Here is a 16,077-nt window from a genome sequence, read left to right on the forward strand (position 1 = left end):
AACAATCATGAATCCAAACGCGATTCGCGTCGTAATTGCAGACGATCACCCCGTGATTCTCGAAGGTATTCGGCATGAACTGACGAAGAGCGCGACCGTTTCGGTGGTCGGGACCGCTCGCAGTTCGAGCGAGCTGATTCCGCTTTTGAGCCGCACCGCCTGCGACGTGCTGGTATCCGATTACGTGATGCCGGGCGGTGAATATGGCGATGGCATTACGCTGTTTTCCCTCATTCGCCGACGGTATCCGAAAGTGCAGACGGTGATACTGACCATGATGGAAAGCGCGATTCTGCTCCGTTCGCTCATCGACATCGGCAATCGCTGTCTGTTGAGCAAGGTGGACAAAATGGAACATCTGCATCTGGCCGTGCGCGCTGCCTATGTGAATGGCCGTTACCTCTCGCCGCGCATATCGGAAATCATCATGCCGTCGGAACGACCCACGCGAGGCGTGTGGGCGAATGCGCCGTTGAGCAGCCGCGAGCTGGAAGTGGTGCGCTTTTATGTTTCCGGGCTGACCGTCAACGAAATCGCCGATCGTTTGAGCCGCAGTAAAAAGACCATCAGTTCGCAAAAAGTATCGGCAATGACAAAGCTTGGAATCAAACGGGACGCTGATCTTGTGCGCTATGGACTCGAGAACGGCCTCGTGCCGCCGACGAAATCAGAAGGCATCCGAAATAGTATCGCGAACTTCGAGTCTGGCGCCGCAAGCCCGGAGGTGGGCCTCGAACGCGCCGGGCCTCCCGGAATGCTTGATTCCTGAGCGCGCTCACTCTTTCAATCGGATGGGCGGCCGTTGTTCTGCCGTGGACTGTCGGACGGTTCGAGGCCCGATGCTCCCTGAGACGATGCCACCATGCCATTTTCCATGGCATACCGCAGTAGATCGACGTCGCGATCTATACCGAGCTTTTCCATCGCCTTCGACTTCTGTGTGCTGATGGTCTTCTTGCTGCGGCTGACCCGCTCGGCAATTTCATCGACGGTCAGGCCTGTTGCAAACAGGCGCACGACTTCGCATTCGCGCTGGCTAAGAAGATCGGTCGAGCCGCGGCCACGGCGGTTCCAGTCGATCGACTGGACGATTTCATTGATAGTCGGCGAATAGTAAGCCGAACCGTTATGAGCGGCATGGACGGCGGGAACGAGATGCGCCACCGCATCCGATTTGCTGACGATGCATCGCACTTCTTGCGTTACCAGGGCGCGTACGACGGCCGGGTTGTCGAGCATCGTGAGCACAACGAGTTTGATGCCGGGATAGCGACGACCGATCAGGGAGAAGAGTGCGATGCCGTCGCCGTAGTCGCCTGCGGGCATGGCGTAGTCGGAGACGAGAACGTCACAGGGCCGGGTATTTAAAAGCTCGATCAGTTCTGTCGAATTGCGGGCGGAACCTGTCACTTCGATGGCACTCATTTCCGACAACTCATGCTCGATGCCTTTGAGCATGACCGGATGATCGTCGGCAAGGATGACACGAATCGGCTGGTTAGCCATGGTGATCTCCTGTTTATCGCGCAGGCAAGGCATGTCGTGAAGGACACTGAAGTGGCCGGCGACTTTATTGTTCACAAGTTATTTACATCGTCACGTGGACCTTCGGTGTCGAAGATCGGATGCGGCGCTCGTTTAACTAAGCATTACTCAGCTATTGGCTTGAAGATGGTCCGATGCACAGGCCTCATCCTACATCATAGTGGTCGGATGAAACGGCCTAACGATGAGGTGTACTGCTATCGGGTCGTAAAAGTGACCCGTATGCGATTCCCGCTTGTGCGTATTGCATCCCGATAGAACCATGGGTCATTGCGGACTCTGGAATTGCTGCCGGAAATAAGCAGGACGCATCGTGGTGGCGCCGCGATCGCGCTAGTCGGTGTGCTTGTTTTTGTTGCGTGACCTGCCTCGCAGGGGGCCGAGGTTTCATGGGCAGCCGTTACATGTGAATTCGACGACAACGTTTTCCCGTCGAAGGTATGCGAGGCGCTGCGGTGTTCGTTAATTCCAGCGCAAAAAGGCGACGTTTGGAACTGACCGGTTTATCGACCCGGCGGCACATATCCTTATTGCTGCGCGGCGAGAAGCAGTTCGCTCTCCGGTCGAGGTCGATTTGTATCTTTTTGAACATTTGTAGGACTGAGCCTATTACCTGCGCTTTATTGCTTCAATAACATGGCTGTCGATGAATGGGGCTTCAATAGAGGCGAGATAAGCGGTTCTCCATTTTTAATCAATTCTCTTCTGATGTATTTGATCGTGACATTTTCGAGATTAGGGGGTCCCGAGAAGTTCAGGCTTCTTGCGTATGGCGAAAAGGGTTGTACATCGTGAAAAGCGTGGGGCCTGGCGGTCGAGTCATGTTTCGCTATCAGCGGGGTAGATAGCGTTCTTATCAGTTCATCTTGTTGATCCAGATTGTTCCGATTTTCTTTCGGATGTTTTGTCGCGGCTGTTTCAAGGTGGAGAACTTCGAATGTCTCCCTATCAGACTGCGCCTATTTTAACGGCGATTGAAAAATATAAACTGAAATAAATTTGGATAATTTCTCGTTTTTATAAGTGATAAATCGATATTGATGGATTTCCGAGTATCGATTTTGTGAATTTGTGCGGCGGTTTGTTGCGAAAAACTGGCTGGATTTCGGGTTTGCGGAAATAACGTTTTTTAAATTAAATCTATAAGGGTCGTGCTATGAACAAGTCATATAAAAGTGTGTGGAACGAAGCGCTTGGGGCATGGGTCGCGGCATCGGAGCATACCGTTGCGCGGGGTAAGCGAAGCAAGTCGACAGTTTCGTCGGTTCTGGCGAGCGCCGTTGTGGCAGTTGCAGGGGTGAGCGCGGCGAGTGGTGTCTTTGCAGCCCCTTACACGGTGGGCGGCGGCGTGACGGATCAGAATACCACTGGTGGCGCTGTTGCAATCGGCACCGGGGCCGCCACAAAGCTTGAGGCCTCAGCCGGAACCACAGGTTTAGGTGGATGGGATCTGAGCGGAGCAGGGGCTCGTCGCATCGACGGCCTGGGTGTCGACGTCAGTCAGTTCGCGGGTAGCGCCAAGGCCTTACAAGCCGTGGCGGTGGGCAGCAATTCTCTCGCCTCCACCGTCGGTGGTACGGCACTGGGCGGCAATGCATCGGCCGCCGTTACTGGTGCAACCGCGGTGGGCGCTGCTGCGACAGCCACAGCCCGTGAAGCCTCCGTGTTCGGAGCGGCAGCCTACGCCGGCGCCATTCAGGCCATGGCGCTCGGCACGTTCTCCGCAGCCACCCAGGCGCGCGCCAATGCGATCGGCACTAACTCGACTGCTACCGGCGTGGACTCGAATGCAATCGGTACCTCGGCCGCGGCGAGCGGGCAGCGTGCCATCGCGCTTGGTTCGTCGGCTTCGCAAAGCAGCAATACCACCACCGACGCGACTCAGGATGCGACGACCAACACCCGGGCCTCGGGCACGGATTCGATCGCCATCGGCACCGCCTCGTCCGCTACACAAGCGAGCTCTGTTGCGATTGGCACCAGCGCGGTTTCTTCGGGTTCGGGCGCGGTCGCACTCGGCCAGACAGCGAAGGCGAGCGGCACGAACAGCATCGCGCTCGGCCAGAACGCGGCGGCTTCGGCGAACAACTCGGTCGCGCTGGGCGCGGGGTCGACCACGACGGCGAATCTGGGCGCGGCGGCGTACAACCCGGGCAGTAGCTCGCTTTCCGGAACTGCTTCGGCGGCGAACGGCGAAGTGTCGGTGGGTTCGGTCGGCTACGAGCGCCGCATGACGAATGTAGCGGCGGGTGCCGCCGCGACCGATGCGGTGAACGTGAGCCAGTTGCAGTCCGAGGCGGTGAAGTCGAACGAGATCGGCAACTCCGTCGCGGCGAGCCTGGGCGGTGGTGCGGCCTATAACTCGACGACGGGTACGGTGTCGGCGCCGAGCTACAGCGTGGGCGGTACCACGGTGGGTAGCATCGGCGACGCGCTTGGCAACATCGACGGTCGCACGACGCAGAACACTGCGGACATCGCCAGGAACGCAGACGACATTGCACAGAACTCGACCAGTATCACGAACGTGCAGAACCAGCTCGCCAGCGGCACGGTGGGTTTGGTGCAGCAGGACGCAACCACGCGTGATCTGACGGTGGGCAAGGATACGGACGGCACGGTGGTGAACATGGCGGGTACGGCAGGCAGCCGCACGGTGACGGGCGTGGCCGCAGGTGCAGTGAACGCATCAAGCGTGGACGCGATCAACGGCAGCCAGCTGTATGCAAATTCGGCGAGCGTTGCTTCGGCACTGGGCGGTGGCTCGACCGTGAGCGAGGACGGCACGGTGTCGGCGCCGAGCTACAGCGTGGACGGCACCACGGTGAACAGCATCGGTGATGCGCTTGGCAACATCGATGGCCGCACGACGCAGAACACGGCGGACATCACCAGGAACGCAGACGACATCGCGAAGAACGCAACGGATCTGACGAACGTACAAAACTCGGTGACGGATCTGTCGACGCAACTTGCCAGCGGCACAGCGGGACTCGTGCAACAGGACGCAACCACACGTGATCTGACGGTGGGCAAGGACACGGACGGCACGGTGGTGAACATGGCGGGTACGGCGGGCAACCGTACGGTGACGGGTGTTGCAGCAGGTGCAGTGAACGCATCGAGCGTGGACGCGATCAATGGCAGCCAGCTGTATGCCAACTCGGCGAGCGTTGCCGAGGCACTGGGTGGCGGCTCGACCGTGAGTGAGGACGGCACGGTGTCGGCGCCGAGCTATAGCGTGGGCGGTACCACGGTGGGCAACATCGGTGATGCGCTTGGCAACATCGATGGCCGCACGACGCAGAACGCTGCGGACATTGCATCTGTCCAGGACAAGCTCGCTGATGGTTCGTTCGGTCTTGTTCAGCAGGACGCCACAACGCGTGATCTGACGGTGGGCAAGGATACGGACGGCACGGTGGTGAACATGGCTGGCACGGCAGGCAACCGCACGGTGACGGGTGTGGCAGCCGGCGCAGTGAACGCCTCGAGCGTGGACGCAATCAACGGCAGCCAGCTGTACGCCAACTCGGCGAGCGTTGCTTCGGCACTGGGCGGTGGCTCGACCGTGAGTGAGGACGGCACGGTGTCGGCGCCGAGCTACAGCGTGGGCGGTACCACGGTGGGCAGCATCGGCGACGCGCTCGGCAACATCGATGGCCGCACGATGCAGAACACCGCGGACATCACCAGGAACGCAGACGACATCGCGAAGAACGCAACGGATCTGACGAACGTACAAAACTCGGTGACGGACCTGTCGACGCAACTGAACAGTGGCACGGTGGGGCTTGTTCAGCAGGATGAAACCACACGCGACCTGACGGTAGGCAAGGACACGGACGGTACGGTGGTGAACATGGCCGGTACGGCAGGCGACCGCACGGTGACGGGCGTAGCAGCCGGCGTAGTGAACGCATCGAGCATGGATGCGATCAACGGCAGCCAGCTGTATGCAAATTCGGTGAGCGTTGCTTCGGCACTGGGCGGTGGCTCGACCGTGAGCGAGGACGGCACGGTGTCGGCGCCGAGCTACAGCGTGGACGGCACCACGGTGAACAGCATCGGTGATGCGCTTGGCAACATCGATGGCCGCACGACGCAGAACACGGCGGACATCGCGAAGAATGCGGACGACATTGCACAGAACTCGACCAGTATCACGAACGTGCAGAACCAGCTCGCCAGCGGCACGGTGGGTCTGGTGCAGCAGGATGCTACGACGCGTGAGCTGACGGTGGGCAAGGACACGGACGGCACGGTGGTGAACATGGCGGGTACGGCGGGCAACCGCACGGTGACGGGTGTTGCAGCAGGTGCAGTGAACGCATCGAGCGTGGACGCGATCAACGGCAGCCAGCTGTATGCAAATTCGGCGAGCGTTGCTTCGGCACTGGGCGGTGGCTCGACCGTGAGCGAGGACGGCACGGTGTCGGCGCCGAGCTACAGCGTGGACGGCACCACGGTGAACAGCATCGGTGATGCGCTTGGCAACATCGATGGCCGCACGACGCAGAACACGGCGGACATCACCAGGAACGCAGACGACATCGCGAAGAACGCAACGGATCTGACGAACGTACAAAACTCGGTGACGGATCTGTCGACGCAACTTGCCAGCGGCACAGCGGGACTCGTGCAACAGGACGCAACCACACGTGATCTGACGGTGGGCAAGGACACGGACGGCACGGTGGTGAACATGGCGGGTACGGCGGGCAACCGTACGGTGACGGGAGTGGCAGCAGGCGTAGTGAACGCATCGAGCGTGGACGCGATCAACGGCAGCCAGCTGTATGCAAATTCGGTGAGCGTTGCCGAGGCACTGGGTGGTGGCTCGACCGTGAGTGAGGACGGCACGGTGTCGGCGCCGAGCTACAGCGTGGACGGCACCACGGTGAACAGCATCGGCGACGCGCTCGGCAACATCGACGGTCGCACGACGCAGAACACCGCGGACATTGCCAAGAACGCAGACGATATCGCGAAGAACACAACGGACCTGACGAACGTGCAGAACTCGGTTACGGATCTGTCGACGCAACTTGCCAGCGGCACGGTGGGTCTGGTGCAGCAGGATGCTACGACGCGTGAGCTGACGGTAGGTAAGGACACGGACGGCACGGTGGTGAACGTGGCCGGAACGGCGGGCAACCGCACGGTGACGGGTGTCGCAGCAGGCGTAGTGAACGCATCGAGCGTGGATGCGATAAACGGCAGCCAGCTGTACGCCAACTCGGCGAGCGTTGCCGAGGCACTGGGTGGCGGCTCGACCGTGAGCGAGGACGGCACGATCTCGGCACCGAGCTACAGCGTGGGCGGTACCACGGTGGGCAGCATCGGCGATGCACTCGGCAACATCGATGGCCGCACGACACAGAACGCTGCGGACATTGCAAAGAATGCGGACGACATTGCACAGAACTCGACCAGTATCACGAACGTGCAGAACCAGCTTGCCAGCGGCACGGTGGGACTGGTGCAGCAGGATGAAACCACGCGCGACCTGACGGTAGGCAAGGACACGGACGGTACGGTGGTGAACATGGCCGGTACGGCAGGCAACCGCACGGTGACGGGTGTGGCAGCAGGTGCAGTGAACGCATCGAGCGTGGACGCGATCAACGGCAGCCAGCTGTATGCGAACTCGGCGAGCGTTGCCTCGGCACTGGGTGGGGGCTCAACCGTGAACGATGACGGCACGGTGTCGGCGCCGAGCTACAGCGTGGGCGGTACCACGGTGGGCAGCATCGGCGACGCGCTCGGCAACATCGATGGCCGCACGACGCAGAACACCGCGGACATCGCCAGGAACGCAGACGACATCACGAAGAATGCGGACGACATCGCGAAGAACGCAACGGACCTGACGAACGTGCAGAACTCGGTGACGGACCTGTCGACACAACTGAACAGCGGCACGGTGGGTCTGGTGCAGCAGGATGAAACTACACGTGACCTGACGGTAGGCAAGGACACGGATGGCACGGTGGTGAACATGGCTGGCACGGCAGGCAACCGCACGGTGACGGGTGTGGCCGCAGGCGCAGTGAACGCCTCGAGCGTGGACGCAATCAACGGCAGCCAGCTGTATGCAAATTCGGCGAGCGTTGCCGAGGCACTGGGCGGTGGCTCGACCGTGAGCGAGGACGGCACGGTGTCGGCGCCGAGCTACAGCGTGGACGGTACGACGGTGAACAGCATCGGCGACGCGCTCGGCAACATCGATGGCCGCACGACGCAGAACACCGCGGACATTGCCAAGAACGCAACGGAGCTGACGAACGTACAAAACTCGGTGACGGACCTGTCGACACAACTGAACAGCGGCACGGTGGGTCTGGTGCAGCAGGACGCAACCACACGTGATCTGACGGTAGGCAAGGACACGGACGGTACGGTGGTGAACATGGCCGGTACGGCAGGCGACCGCACGGTGACGGGCGTAGCAGCCGGTGCAGTGAACGCATCGAGCACGGATGCGATCAACGGCAGCCAGCTGTACGCCAACTCGGCAAGCGTTGCCGAAGCACTGGGCGGCGGCTCGACCGTGAACACAGACGGCACGGTATCGGCCCCGACCTACAGCGTGGACGGTACGACGATGAGCAACATCGGTGACGCACTCACCAACATCGACGGCCGCACGACGCAGAACGCGGACCAGATCAGCGCGCTCAACACGATGCTGGGTGGTATCAACAGCGGTAGCGGCATCATGTACTTCCACTCGAATTCGTCGCTGCCGGATTCGGTGGCGAGCGGTGCGAACTCGGTGGCGATCGGCGGCAATGCGCAGTCGTCCGCGGCCGGCTCGGTTGCGCTGGGTGCGAACTCGGTGGCCGATCGGGACAACACGGTGTCGGTGGGCTCGGCGGGCAACGAGCGCCAGATCACCAACGTCGCGGCGGGTACGGCCGACACGGACGCGGTGAACGTCGCCCAGCTGAAGAGCGCGGGGATCGTCGATGCCAACGGCAACGTGAACGCGGCGGCGACGTACGACCACAATGCCGACGGCTCGACGAACTACAACAGCATGACGCTGGGTAACGGCTCGGACGACGGCACGGTGATCCACAACGTGGCCGACGGCGTGGCGCCGACCGATGCGGTGAACGTCAGCCAGCTCAATGCGGTGGTCAACAATGCGGCGGCCGCGGCGAACAACCCGATGTTCAGCGCGGACGGCGATCGTACGACGCAGAGCGCGACGGCAAGCGGCACGCTGTCGGTGGCGGCGGGCGCGGGTGCCTCGGCATCGGGCTCGCAGGCTGTGGCGATGGGCGCGAACGCGAGTGCGACGGGCCAGAACTCGGTCGCTCTGGGTTCGGGTTCGGTGGCGGACCGCGACAATTCCGTGTCGATGGGCTCGGCGGGCAACGAACGCCAGGTCACCAACGTCGCGGCGGGGACTGCGCCGACCGATGCGGTCAACGTGAGCCAGATGAACAACTCGGTGGCACAAGGCGTGCAGCAGGCCAAGGGCTACACCGATCAGCGCATCAACGACACGAACAACGCGATCAACGGCGTTGCGCGTGGGGCTTATTCGGGCATCGCCGCGGCGACGGCACTGACGATGATTCCGGAAGTCGATCCAGGCAAGACACTGTCGTTCGGCATCGGCGCGGGAACCTACAAGGGTTACCAGGCTGTGGCGCTGGGCGGTACCGCACGCATCACCGAGAACATCAAGGTGAAGGCGGGCGTCGGTCTGAGCCCGGGCGGCACCACCGCCGGCATCGGCGCCTCGATGCAGTGGTAAGCGATGTGGCGGATGCAACTCCGGTTGCGTCCGTTACGCCGGTCTGAGTCGTATCGACGAAGCCCCCGACGGATCGAAAGGTCCCGAGGGGGCTTCGTCGTTGTGAGCGCGGGGGCGGCGGAAATATACTTGGACCAGGAGTTTCCCTGGTCAGTGTTGGCAGTCGCGCTGCGTGAAGCTGCTCCCGCTGCGATCCGTCCCCGGTAGCCGGGGGTTCCGCGCCGAGCGGCGGCCGACGACGCCCATTCCCCCCACTTCTTGAATTTGTCACCACCCATCCATATAATTAGCACTCACTGCACGAGAGTGCTAACAACATCGCCGGTTGGCTCGGCCAGCCGGGTTTTCTCAGCGTTCTTCAGTCTCAATCAAGAGAGGAGTATGTATGAACCTTCGTCCTTTGCATGATCGCGTGATCGTCAAGCGTCTGGATCAGGAAACCAAGACCGCGTCGGGCATCGTGATCCCCGAAGCCGCAGCGGAAAAGCCGGATCAAGGCGAAATCCTCGCAGTCGGCCCGGGCAAGCGCGACGACAAGGGTGCAGCCATTGCGCTCGACGTGAAAGTGGGCGACCGCGTCCTGTTCGGCAAGTACGCAGGCCAGACCGTCAAGGTCGACGGCAACGAACTGCTCGTGATGCGCGAAGAAGACATCATGGCCGTGGTGCAGAAGTAAGCGCAAGGTCGCTACTTCCCCGGTTATATCCAAAGAATTCAAGGAGTTAGAAGATGGCAGCTAAAGAGGTCGTATTCGGTGATTCCGCCCGTGCCAAGATGGTCGAAGGCGTGAACATTCTCGCCAACGCCGTGAAGGTCACGCTGGGTCCGAAGGGCCGCAACGTGGTCCTCGAGCGCAGCTTCGGCGGCCCGACGGTCACCAAGGACGGTGTGTCGGTCGCTAAAGAGATCGAACTGAAAGACAAGCTCCAGAACATGGGCGCGCAAATGGTCAAGGAAGTCGCTTCCAAGACCAGCGACAACGCCGGCGACGGTACGACGACCGCTACGGTTCTCGCGCAATCGATCGTCCGCGAAGGCATGAAGTACGTTGCATCGGGCATGAACCCGATGGACCTGAAGCGCGGCATCGACAAGGCTGTTGCAGCCGCAATCGAAGAACTGCGCAAGATCAGCAAGCCGTGCACGACCAACAAGGAAATCGCCCAGGTCGGCGCGATCTCGGCAAACAGCGACACGTCGATCGGCGAGCGCATCGCTGAAGCGATGGACAAGGTCGGCAAGGAAGGCGTCATCACCGTCGAAGACGGCAAGTCGCTGCAAGACGAGCTGGACGTCGTCGAAGGTATGCAATTCGACCGCGGCTACCTGTCGCCGTACTTCATCAACAACCCGGACAAGCAGGTTGCCGTGCTCGACAACCCGTTCGTGCTGCTGCACGACAAGAAGGTGTCGAACATCCGTGATCTGCTGCCGGTGCTCGAGCAGGTCGCGAAGGCTGGCCGTCCGCTGCTCATCATCGCTGAAGACGTCGAAGGCGAAGCGCTCGCAACGCTGGTCGTCAACAACATCCGCGGCATCCTGAAGACCGTCGCCGTCAAGGCTCCGGGCTTCGGCGACCGTCGTAAGGCCATGCTGGAAGACATCGCGATCCTGACCGGCGGCCAGGTCATCGCTGAAGAAACCGGCCTCACGCTCGAGAAGGCAACGCTGGCTGAACTGGGCCAGGCGAAGCGCATCGAAGTGGGCAAGGAAAACACCACGATCATCGACGGCGCTGGCGAAGCAGCGAACATCGAAGCTCGCGTCAAGCAAGTGCGCAAGCAGATCGAAGAAGCGACCTCGGACTACGACCGTGAAAAGCTGCAAGAGCGCGTTGCCAAGCTGGCAGGCGGTGTTGCTGTGATCAAGGTCGGCGCTGCGACCGAAGTCGAAATGAAGGAAAAGAAGGCACGTGTCGAAGACGCACTGCACGCAACGCGCGCAGCTGTGGAAGAAGGCATCGTTGCTGGCGGCGGCGTCGCGCTGATCCGTGCACGTACGGCAATCACCGGCCTGAAGGGCGCTAACGCCGATCAGGACGCAGGTATCAAGATCGTCCTGCGCGCCATGGAAGAGCCGCTGCGCCAGATCGTCACCAACGGTGGCGAAGAAGCGAGCGTCGTCGTGGCAGCGGTTGCTGCTGGCAAGGGCAACTACGGCTACAACGCAGCAACCGGCGAGTACGTCGACCTGGTTGACGCAGGTGTCGTGGACCCGACGAAGGTGACGCGCACGGCGCTGCAAAACGCAGCTTCGGTTGCGGGTCTCCTGCTGACGACCGACGCAGCTGTCTGCGAACTGCCGAAGGAAGACGCACCGATGCCTGGCGGCATGCCCGGCGGCATGGGTGGCATGGGCATGGACATGTAATACCGCTCGGGTCTCGTGGTTCGGCATCATGCCCGGACCACGTTATGAGACCCGGTTGGTGTTCATGGGGGAAGCATGTCGTGAGACGTGCTTCCCAAAAGACAAAACCCGCATTTTTGCGGGTTTTGTCTTTTGGGGAAGAGGATTTTGGCGCGATGTACCGGAATCACGCTCCTGTTTCGTGAGCCGCACGGCGGCTAGCCGTTTCGAGACATTTCTCGCGCAGGTGACTGAAGATCTGCGCGACGCTTTCGGCCGGCGACAACGTTCCCGTGTCGACGTGAAGCTCGGGCTTGGCGGGCGGTTCATAGGGCGCCGATACGCCGGTGAACGAAGTGATTTCGCCGGATCGCGCTTTCGCATAGAGGCCTTTCGGGTCGCGGCTCGCGCAGGTGGCAAGCGGTGCGCACACATAGGTCTCGACGAATTTGTCGCTCCCGATGATCTCGCGCGCCATCGCCCGGTCTTCGCGCATCGGCGAGATCAGCGCGGTAATCACGATGAGGCCCGCGTCGTTCATCAATTGGGCGACGTGTGCAACGCGGCGGATATTTTCGCGCCGGTCCTTGCGCTCGAAGCCGAGATCGTTGGCAAGGCCATGGCGCACGTTGTCGCCGTCGAGCACGTAGCATGCATGGCCCAGCGCGATCAGTTGCTGTTCGAGCGCGAATGCGAGCGTCGATTTTCCCGCGCCGGACAGCCCGGTCAGCCAGATCGTGGCTGGCCTCTGGCGGAACATGCGCATGCGGTCCTGAGCCGTGATCGTGCCGTGAAAGCGTTGCAGGAAATTCGGGGGTTCTTCCATAAGTGTTTTCTCCTGATTCTCCTGGCGCCTACTCGCAGTGCCAGCCTTGCCGCCAGGTGCCGGCGTGGTGCAGGCTTTCCGGCGAATTCGCAATCGCGATGTGAAAGCCTTCCGGGACGCCGTCCGGCAGCGCAATCGAAAATCCGCTGCGCTCGCTCGGATAGCCGGCGCTGGCTACGTCGGGCCGGTGCTCGCCGCTCCAGCCGGTTGCGACGACATGCGTGCCGACCCGCACTTCGAGCGGCACGCGTTCTTCCGGCCGGCTCAGATTGATGGCCCAGCCGGACACCACGCCGTCGTGAACCGCGTCGACGAATCCGTCGAACAGGTCGGCGGGAGTGTACTGCCGGCTTCGCGCAAATTCGAGATAATCCTCGATGGGCGAAAGATCGAAACGCCGCACAACGTCGCGGACTTGTGAAAGAAATGAACCGTCAAAGCCGAAAACCGTCGAGCTATAGACATGCGGATTTTCGAGCTTATTTATTTCGGCCTGAATAATCTTAATCAGCTCCAGCGCATTCGAAAAGACGCTGCCCATCTCTTTCGCATAGGCATCGACCATTCGAGTCGCACTGCGGAATATTTCGTAATCGAGACGGTTCTCCTCGATAAATTTCTGTTTCGTTGCCTCGCTTAAATGGTTTCGCGTTTTCGGCGCGCCGGAGGTTCGATTTGTCTCGAAATGAAACGGTAATTGCAGGCCGCTCGTGCTGCAAAGCTGTAGCAGGAATTCGCTCATCTTCCCGCATATGCCGACTGTGCCGATACTCCTGCGCAGATGAGCCTGCGCGGCGTCGAGGCTGGTTTCATTTACCACGGCATGGCCGCTCAGCATCTGGACGAAGAGATTTTTCCCGCCCAGCGATTCGCCGACCCACTCGTCGAGCGACAGCACGCCTTGCTGTGCGAGTGCCTCGGGCGTCGACACGCTCACGCCTCGCGTTACCTCGCCGTTCTTGCCGCTCGACGCGTACCAGTAGTGCGAAATCTGCCGCTCGAGCGGATCGCGCAGGATCGTGCAGTAGTTGACGGGGTGTTTGATAATCCGATGAATACCGTATGGCTGATGCCCCCCGCCGATCTGGCTGGCGAGCAGCTTTGCGCGGCAGTTTCCCCAACCGGTTCGATCCCACACGAAGTTGATGAACTGGTCTTTGCCTTTATTCAAATCAAAAAACGAAATAACGGTCGAGCCGCCGCATTTCGGCAAATGGATGAAAAAGGTAGGAAAAGGCATATTGGGCGTATGACAGAACGATGACCCTGAAAGTCTAGCCTGATGATGTCGGCGCCGTTGTAACGGTTAATTACGCGATACAACGTCCCGTTACATACGACACGGCGATTCGTTAGATTTTATGCGAAATACGTGTGTGACGCGCCCACAGTATGGATTTTGCGCCGCAACATGGCCGGCTTATGGCGTCGGTATTTTATTAATTCCAATTTTTTGTAAAACGGAAAATGTTACGGATCTTGAAAAAAGCGTGTTTCGAAATGAAAAACCCGCACGCATGCGGGTTTTTCATTTTGACTGCCGTTGGGTAAAAAACGGGAGTGCCTAGTGCCGCGCTTCGCCCGGCGTAGCGCTCCTGTCCGGTGCGGGCGGCGTTTCGTCGTCGCTGCTGCGCGCCCAGAAGAAGCGGTCGGGCATATACGCGCCCATGCCGGGCCGGAATGCGTTGCGCACGGCCTGATACAGATATTCCTGGCCCTCGCGGACCGCCTCGGCGGGCTCCTGGCCATTGGCCAGCAACGCGGCGATCGCCGCGCCGAGCGTGTCGGTCAGGCCCGTCAGCCGATGGGTGCCGCGGTCCCACATGTCCTGGCGCAACTGGCCGTCTTCGCTGAAGAGCGTATTGACGAGCCGGTGCGTGCCGGTTTCCGTCGACAGAATGTACTCGCAGCCCTGCGACAGCAGATGCGAAATCGCCGCGTCGAGGCTCGGCGCTTCCGCGTCGCCGTCGGGCTGGGCGAGCGCCAGCAGCGTGGACGAATCGGCGACGAGCAGCGTGGTTTGCGGCGCGAGCAGATCGGCGATCGCCTCGCGCAGCTCGTCGGCGGCGAGCACGTGTTCGTCGTCGAGCGTGAAGTCGGGCGCGAGAATCAGCGGAACGTCGTCGTAATCGGCGACGACCTCGGCAATCGCGCTGACCACTTCGGCGCGCGTGCAGGCGCCGACCTTGAACGCGGCGATCGGCATGTCTTCGAGCAGCATGCGCGCCTGCGTCGCGACGACGTCGGGATCGAGCCCGGTGACTTCGTCGCAACTGGCCGAGTCGCGCACGGTGTAGCCCGTCAGCACGGAAACGCCGTGGCAGCCCATGCTGGCAAGGGTCATCAGGTCGGCCTGCAGGCCGGAGCCGCCGGTGGGGTCGGAAAGGCCGAAGGTGAGAACGATCGGAGGCGTATCGCTGGGCATGAAATGGATAAAAAGAGGCAGGATTCCGGCGCGCAGTGCGCAATTGGCTCAATTATGCGGCCTAAACCGGCGCGGGAGCTTTTTTTCGCACGTCGCGCGAGGTTCGTGGCGGCAAGCAGCATGGCGGCGTACGGTTTGTGCGCGTCGCGCAATCCTGGGCATGAACGGGCTGCTCTCAAACACGGGCGGGCTCGCGAGCCCGCCCGTCATCCGCTGCCGCCGATGTTCACGCACCCGCGCGCGGCACCGCCACGGCCGCCCGGCCACAGGCCGGCGCACGCTACGGTTGCGCGTTTTCGATTGCTAGGCATGGGGGCGGCAACACGGTACCATCATGGCTCCCGTTTCCACGGACTCAACGACGCGACACAAGAATGGAATATCAAAGCTGGATGTGCCTGATTTGCGGCTGGATTTACGACGAGGAAGCCGGGTTGCCGGACGAGGGCATTGCGCCGGGCACGCGCTGGGAAGACGTTCCCATTAACTGGACCTGTCCCGAGTGCGGAGCGCGCAAGGAAGACTTCGAGATGGTCCAGATCTGAGATTTGGGAAACCGCCGGCCTGGGCCGGCGGTGTCGTCTGGATTCGCTGGATCGTGCGGTTTCACGGGCTTCACTCACCGGTTTCGTTGAACGCCGGGGAGCCGTTGGAGCAGGGAGCCGGCCATGCCGCCTGCCACGCTTCCTGCTGAAATTGCCTTGCCGAGGCCGGCTCCGCAAACCGGCTTCGGACATGGGCCACTGGGGCCCGCGGTCTGGAGCCGCTGTGCCGGCGACGTCCGCGGGAGCAAGTCCCGAAAAGTCCGGTCATGCCGGTCGCGAAATCGGGCAGCGCGCCTGTTCCTGATTTTTTGTGGGCTTCTTCCGGGCGCAATTGTCCGCGGCACCCGGCATCCCATTCGCCGCGCCGGTGGGGAGCATCGCCGGAATGCCGTGCCGGTAGAGAGTTTGTCCTTGTCCTGTCGCCCGTTTGCGCGTTGGCCGATCACTCTGCATGCGGCGCGCAGCGACAGCCCGTCAGCTTCGTGCCGTCTGCCCATGACTCTTCGATCCGCTGCATCCGTTTCCATCGACGCCCTGCCGAATCCGCGCGGCGGCGCGGTCCGTCCCGCGGAACTGGCGCTCGCCGAGGCGTCGCTCGCGTTCGAGCAGCGCGAGG

The 16,077-nt window shown here is 61.4% G+C and carries 9 protein-coding genes; 5 read left to right on the forward strand and 4 right to left on the reverse strand.

The genetic code is table 11. The features are described from left to right. The first annotated feature begins 7 nt into the window (after positions 1-7). Complete coding sequence (locus tag GXB81_RS22020) at positions 8-769, forward strand: response regulator transcription factor (RefSeq protein WP_167036270.1); 762 nt, start codon at positions 8-10, stop codon at positions 767-769. Positions 770-783: 14 nt separating this feature from the next. Here the strand turns inward: GXB81_RS22020 and GXB81_RS22025 are convergent, their stop codons facing one another. Further along, the gene (locus GXB81_RS22025) at positions 784-1,506 is read right to left on the reverse strand and encodes a response regulator (protein ID WP_167036922.1); all 723 of its coding nucleotides are present in this window, start codon (positions 1,504-1,506) and stop codon (positions 784-786) included. Between the two features lie 1,702 nt (positions 1,507-3,208). Between GXB81_RS22025 and GXB81_RS22030 the strand changes: the two genes are divergently transcribed. The 3 genes from GXB81_RS22030 (at position 3,209) to groL (ending at position 11,686) form a co-directional block, all read left to right on the forward strand. Next, the gene (locus tag GXB81_RS22030) at positions 3,209-9,316 is read left to right on the forward strand and encodes a YadA-like family protein (protein WP_346777812.1); all 6,108 of its coding nucleotides are present in this window, start codon (positions 3,209-3,211) and stop codon (positions 9,314-9,316) included. A gap of 385 nt (positions 9,317-9,701) precedes the next feature. Beyond that, positions 9,702-9,992: a co-chaperone GroES gene (gene groES, locus GXB81_RS22035; RefSeq protein WP_008923887.1), complete on the forward strand. Its 291-nt coding sequence runs from the start codon at positions 9,702-9,704 to the stop codon at positions 9,990-9,992. A 53-nt stretch (positions 9,993-10,045) separates the two neighbouring features. After that, positions 10,046-11,686: a chaperonin GroEL gene (groL, locus tag GXB81_RS22040; protein WP_167036275.1), complete on the forward strand. Its 1,641-nt coding sequence runs from the start codon at positions 10,046-10,048 to the stop codon at positions 11,684-11,686. 166 nt (positions 11,687-11,852) lie between these two features. Here the strand turns inward: groL and cysC are convergent, their stop codons facing one another. The 3 genes from cysC to GXB81_RS22055 all read right to left on the reverse strand — a co-directional run bounded on the left by cysC (position 11,853) and on the right by GXB81_RS22055 (position 14,916). Further along, positions 11,853-12,491, reverse strand: a complete 639-nt coding sequence (cysC, locus tag GXB81_RS22045) for an adenylyl-sulfate kinase (protein WP_205990315.1) — start codon at positions 12,489-12,491, stop codon at positions 11,853-11,855. 28 nt (positions 12,492-12,519) lie between these two features. Next, the gene (locus GXB81_RS22050; protein WP_345890989.1) at positions 12,520-13,704 is read right to left on the reverse strand and encodes a chondroitin 4-O-sulfotransferase; all 1,185 of its coding nucleotides are present in this window, start codon (positions 13,702-13,704) and stop codon (positions 12,520-12,522) included. Positions 13,705-14,055: 351 nt separating this feature from the next. Further along, complete coding sequence (locus GXB81_RS22055; protein WP_167036283.1) at positions 14,056-14,916, reverse strand: hydroxymethylpyrimidine/phosphomethylpyrimidine kinase; 861 nt, start codon at positions 14,914-14,916, stop codon at positions 14,056-14,058. Positions 14,917-15,290: 374 nt separating this feature from the next. On the opposite strand from GXB81_RS22055, the gene GXB81_RS22060 reads away from it, so the two are divergent. Further along, the gene (locus GXB81_RS22060; RefSeq protein WP_006047743.1) at positions 15,291-15,461 is read left to right on the forward strand and encodes a rubredoxin; all 171 of its coding nucleotides are present in this window, start codon (positions 15,291-15,293) and stop codon (positions 15,459-15,461) included. Positions 15,462-16,077: the final 616 nt, after the last annotated feature.

The sequence above is a fragment of the Paraburkholderia sp. Ac-20336 genome, from assembly GCF_017105025.1.
GTDB lineage: Bacteria > Pseudomonadota > Gammaproteobacteria > Burkholderiales > Burkholderiaceae > Paraburkholderia.

Excerpts from the sequence above, each read along its gene's own strand:
- GXB81_RS22020 (WP_167036270.1), top strand. The coding sequence starts at position 8 with ATGAATCCAAACGCGATTCGCGTCGTAATTGCAGACGATCACCCCGTG.
- GXB81_RS22025 (WP_167036922.1), bottom strand. The coding sequence starts at position 1,506 with ATGGCTAACCAGCCGATTCGTGTCATCCTTGCCGACGATCATCCGGTC.
- groES (WP_008923887.1), top strand. The coding sequence starts at position 9,702 with ATGAACCTTCGTCCTTTGCATGATCGCGTGATCGTCAAGCGTCTGGAT.
- groL (WP_167036275.1), top strand. The coding sequence starts at position 10,046 with ATGGCAGCTAAAGAGGTCGTATTCGGTGATTCCGCCCGTGCCAAGATG.
- cysC (WP_205990315.1), bottom strand. The coding sequence starts at position 12,491 with ATGGAAGAACCCCCGAATTTCCTGCAACGCTTTCACGGCACGATCACG.
- GXB81_RS22055 (WP_167036283.1), bottom strand. The coding sequence starts at position 14,916 with ATGCCCAGCGATACGCCTCCGATCGTTCTCACCTTCGGCCTTTCCGAC.
- GXB81_RS22060 (WP_006047743.1), top strand. The coding sequence starts at position 15,291 with ATGGAATATCAAAGCTGGATGTGCCTGATTTGCGGCTGGATTTACGAC.